Origin of the sequence: Rhodoferax sp. (assembly GCF_018063565.1) — a bacterium.
Taxonomy (GTDB): Bacteria; Pseudomonadota; Gammaproteobacteria; order Burkholderiales; family Burkholderiaceae_C; genus Rhodoferax.
Genome location: NZ_JAGPBB010000163.1, coordinates 1 through 4,044, shown reverse-complemented (window position 1 = coordinate 4,044; position 4,044 = coordinate 1). Strand labels below are relative to the sequence as shown.

5 protein-coding genes are annotated in these 4,044 nt (G+C 54.3%); 2 read left to right on the top strand and 3 right to left on the bottom strand.

All coding sequences use genetic code 11. The features are described from left to right. The coding region (locus KBF66_RS19020) for a hypothetical protein (RefSeq protein ID WP_296661255.1) at window positions 1–226 on the bottom strand (226 nt) is incomplete at its 3' end. Window positions 227–359: 133 nt separating this feature from the next. Between KBF66_RS19020 and KBF66_RS19015 the strand changes: the two genes are divergently transcribed. Further along, the gene (locus KBF66_RS19015) at window positions 360–641 is read left to right on the top strand and encodes a heavy metal-associated domain-containing protein (RefSeq protein WP_296661253.1); all 282 of its coding nucleotides are present in this window, start codon (window positions 360–362) and stop codon (window positions 639–641) included. Window positions 642–722: 81 nt separating this feature from the next. Here the strand turns inward: KBF66_RS19015 and KBF66_RS19010 are convergent, their stop codons facing one another. Both KBF66_RS19010 and KBF66_RS19005 read right to left on the bottom strand, forming a co-directional pair. Further along, window positions 723–1,181 (bottom strand): (2Fe-2S)-binding protein, encoded by a 459-nt coding sequence (locus tag KBF66_RS19010; protein WP_296661251.1) that lies wholly within the window; start codon window positions 1,179–1,181, stop codon window positions 723–725. A 14-nt stretch (window positions 1,182–1,195) separates the two neighbouring features. Next, entirely contained in the window at window positions 1,196–3,925 is a 2,730-nt protein-coding gene (locus KBF66_RS19005; protein WP_296661257.1) for a molybdopterin cofactor-binding domain-containing protein, read from the bottom strand. Here KBF66_RS19005 and KBF66_RS19000 point away from each other — a divergent pair. Next, the coding region (locus KBF66_RS19000) for a hypothetical protein (RefSeq protein ID WP_296661260.1) at window positions 3,857–4,044 on the top strand (188 nt) is incomplete at its 3' end. The two genes, KBF66_RS19005 and KBF66_RS19000, sit on opposite strands and share 69 nt — an antisense overlap.

Below are 4,044 nucleotides of genomic sequence, written 5' to 3'. Positions count from 1 at the left end.
CCCGAAACTCGTCAAAGATACGTTGCAACAGTCCCTCGAACGGGACAGGCCGCATGATGTCGCTCATGATGATCTCCAATATCTCAGTTATTGCGGTGGAAAAGCGAAGTGTGATATTTCGCGATATCCATGCAAGTTTCGGACCAAAGGCTATCGAGCAAGAGCCGTGTCTGGCGCACTGTCGAAGCGAGCGCATCGCTGCACTGGCGCGCAGTAGAAACACCACCTCCGACCCTCCCGGGCGCGGGGAAGTTAAGGATCAAATCAATAGCGGCAGATCAGTTTGATAACTTGTGTGACCGCTTGAAGCGGGCTAGGATGGCGGTATGCAGCTTTCGTAAAGCTGAGACTGCCTCACCATGAATAGATTGACTGATCCACCAAACATGCCGCCCCCAAGCGCTGGGAAACTGCCCACCATCATTCAACTGGAAGTAGATGGCATGACTTGCTGTGGCAGCGTTCTGGGTGTCAAGAAGGCTCTGAATGTGTTATATGGCGTGCATGACGTGGAGGTCAGAATGTCGACCGGTCACGTGGTTGTGAAGGGTGACGGAGAGAATGTGACGCAGGAAAAGCTGGAGCGCGCGCTGCGCGCGGTCGGATTTTCGGTTGGGCAAAAACACACGGAGGCAAGCTGATGCCCCGGTTGTCGCACTGCTGTGGCACGTCGAGTTGAACCAATCGAGGTCCGCTATTCGCCGGCTGTATTTTGTCGGCGACTACTTGTCGATAACGGCGCGTAGTGATTGCAATATAGGTTGATACCCCGTGCAGCGGCAAATGTTGCCTTCTAGTGCGTCAAGCAATTCTTCGTCGCTGGGCTTGGGGTTCTTATCCAACAATGCTTTGGCGCTCATCAACACGCCGGGGGTGCAGAAACCACACTGAACGCCGCCATGCTCGACGAAAGCCGTTTGCAGCTCTCGACCCAGGCTGTCCGATGCCAACCCTTCGACGGTTGTGACCGTTGCGTTATCGCACTGTGCGGCCAAGACAAGGCAAGAGCAGACAGCATCACCATTCAGGATAACCGTGCAAGCACCACATTCACCCACGGCGCACCCTTCTTTTGTGCCAGTCAGTTCGAGTGAGTCACGGACAAAGTCGAGCAGGCGAGTGCTTCCATCAACATCGCCACTGACGGCTTGACCATTGACCTGTAGAGAGATTTTGCTCATCACTTTTCCTTGGGTTATTGTCGGATTTGCGCGCGAACTCTGTTCACCTGGTCGCGGAAGATGTTGAGATAAACAGGTTGCTTGTACACGGCAGACCAGCGCCCGCCAATCTCATCTTCAATCAATTTCTCCAGAACTTTCAAAGCTTCCGCAACGCTTGCGTCGTTTAGCGTTTTTCCCAGCAATGCATCTTCTACTACAGTGAGGCGCCCTGGTTTGCTCAGAAGCGCACCGTCTACCAGTCGGCACAAGCTGATCTTGCTATCGTCGTCGATTGAAAACAGACTGGTCAAGCTCAGTCGTGTGATGTTCAACGCGTTACGGCGACCCAGCTGATCGTAGTTTTGAATCAAATTGGGTGGTGGTGCCGGCAAGATTATTTCAACCAGCAGTTCGCCCCTTTCGAGTTTGGTTTCGTAGCCATTGGTGATGAAATCGGCAACAGACATGCGGCGCTTACCAGCCACCGATTGCAGCACGAGTTCAGCACCATAAGCAATGAGAGGCGGAACCGAGTCCGCGCACGGTGCTGCATTAGCGATGTTCCCGCCTATGGTTGCACGGTTACGAATTTGGTTGGACCCCACCTTCTGGCATGCCTGAGCCAGTAGCGGATAGCGCTCTCGTACCAAAGGATGCTCGGTCAGTTTGTTAAAGCAAACACCACCACCAATCACCACCGATGTATCACGTTCTTCGATGTGGCATAGACCAGGGAGATTCGCAATATTGATCAGGTCTTGCGCCTTGGTCTTCATCCGTCCCTGAACCATCACGTCGGTACCACCAGCCACTGCGGTCACGTTGGCGTCTGCCAACATCTTCAGCGCTTCATCAAGAGAAGCTGGGCTGCGAATACTGATGTTATTCAATCGCAGTACCTGCTTCTTCACAGTAGAGGAGATCAACAACTCGCTCTGACGTACCGGCTTCTTCAGGTTGTAGCCCAAGAACACCTGTTCCAGCGTGAGCGGCAGTTTGTTAAAGGCAGTGCCTAACGCGAAATTGACCGCATTGTTGATAGCCGCTGCTGCCAATTCTGTCGCCGGCTCGCCGATGCTCTTGGCGCCAAACGGACCTTGCGGGTCATAATTTTCAACGGCATAGACATCAATGGGCGGAATGTCCTTGATCGTTGGCAACAGGTACGAATCAAAGTTTTCCGATTTGACGATGCCGTGCTCTATATTGAAATCTTCCAGAACGGCGTAGCCACAGCCTTGCGCGATGCCGCCGCATACTTGCCCTTCGAACCCCACCGGGTTGATGACCTTGCCAACGTCGTGTACGGCCGTGACGCGCTGCAAGGTGACTTTGCCGGTACTGGTGTCGATGGCGACTTCAGCGATATTGCAGCCGTAAACCCATGTGAAGTAAGGGCTACCGTTGCCATTTTCCTCGTCCCAGTGAATGTCGGGCGCGGCAAACCAGCCATAGTCAGCCAAATTGACAGACGCCCATTTGCTGGTGTTGACGGCTGACACGAACGAAACGCAGTGCTCAGGATGCGTTTTGTTGAAAATTTGGCCGTCTCGCCATTCGGTTTCAGCCAGACTCTTGACTTTGATGGCGTCGCCGATGACACCTACGATACGCGCCTTGATTTTCTCGGCGGCATCAACCACCGCTTGTCCACCCATCAGGGTTGCACGTGACGCAACGGTCGGGCCGCCGTCAGCAATGACCGATGTCGGGGGCTCGCTGAAAACCACGTTCTTCAGGGTGACGCCAAACGATTCAGCGGCAATCAGGGACATGGTGGTCTGCAGCCCCTGTCCGTTTTCAGCTACCGAAGTCGACACGCTGATGCTGCCATCGTGGTTGACCTGAACCAGCGCGGTGCCGGTGTCCACGCCCTCAGCTCCCATGGAGCAGCCACGGTAGCTCAATGCCAAGCCGATGCCGTACTTGATCGTGCCACCTTCGGCATTGCGCTTCATACATTGTTCGCGCTTTTCTTCAAATTTCGCATTCGTGACGGCGAGGTTCAGCACTTCGCCAGTCGAAACGACGTGTTGGGTGAAGGCTTGCCCAGTGATGCTTTGGTCGTCTTGCCTGAGCATATTGAGTTGACGGATTTGGATGGGCGACATACCAAAATGCCGGGCAATTTCATCCATCAAAGACTCATTGGCATAAACGATCTGCGGCGACCCAAAGCCGCGCATTGCTGACGTGTAGCTGTTGTTGGTGTAGATGCCGGCGGTATCAACACGCACGTTGGCAATGTTGTAAGGGCCTGCTGCCTGAATCACGGAGCGCCAGGTCACAAAGGGCGTTGATGCCGCATAACCACCTCCATCTGCCAGGATATCGACCTTGATGGCCAGGATACGACCCCGGTCATCCAGCCCCACTTTGTACTTCATCTTGTACGGATGACGTTTGCAACTCTCGCGTATGGATTGTTCACGCGTGTATGTGAATTTGACGGGTCGCCCGGTCAACGTCGCCATCAACCCCGCCCGACAGGACAGGTGGTCAATCACGTCATCCTTGCCGCCGAATGATCCGCCCATCACCGCGCGTTTGATGTTGATTTTTGACTGTGCAATGCCCAGGAAGCCCGAAACAAAGCCGCGCACACGGTGCGGGTTTTGCACCGAACCGGTAATGACCAGCGTTCTTTCCGTGGGGTCGATATAGGCAGTGATGGTTTCAGGCTCAATGTAAGCGTGCTCCTGAAAGCCGACTTCGTAATCACGTTCGAGAATGTGGGCCGATGCAGCGAAGCCAGCGTCAATATCACCCTTGGCTGTGTGGTGATGGTTGATTTGGTTGTTCTCGGCGTGCGCGTGAATACGTCGTGCGCCCGGCTTGATGGCCTCTTCAATGGTGGTAATGGGCTCGTAAGGGGTGTACT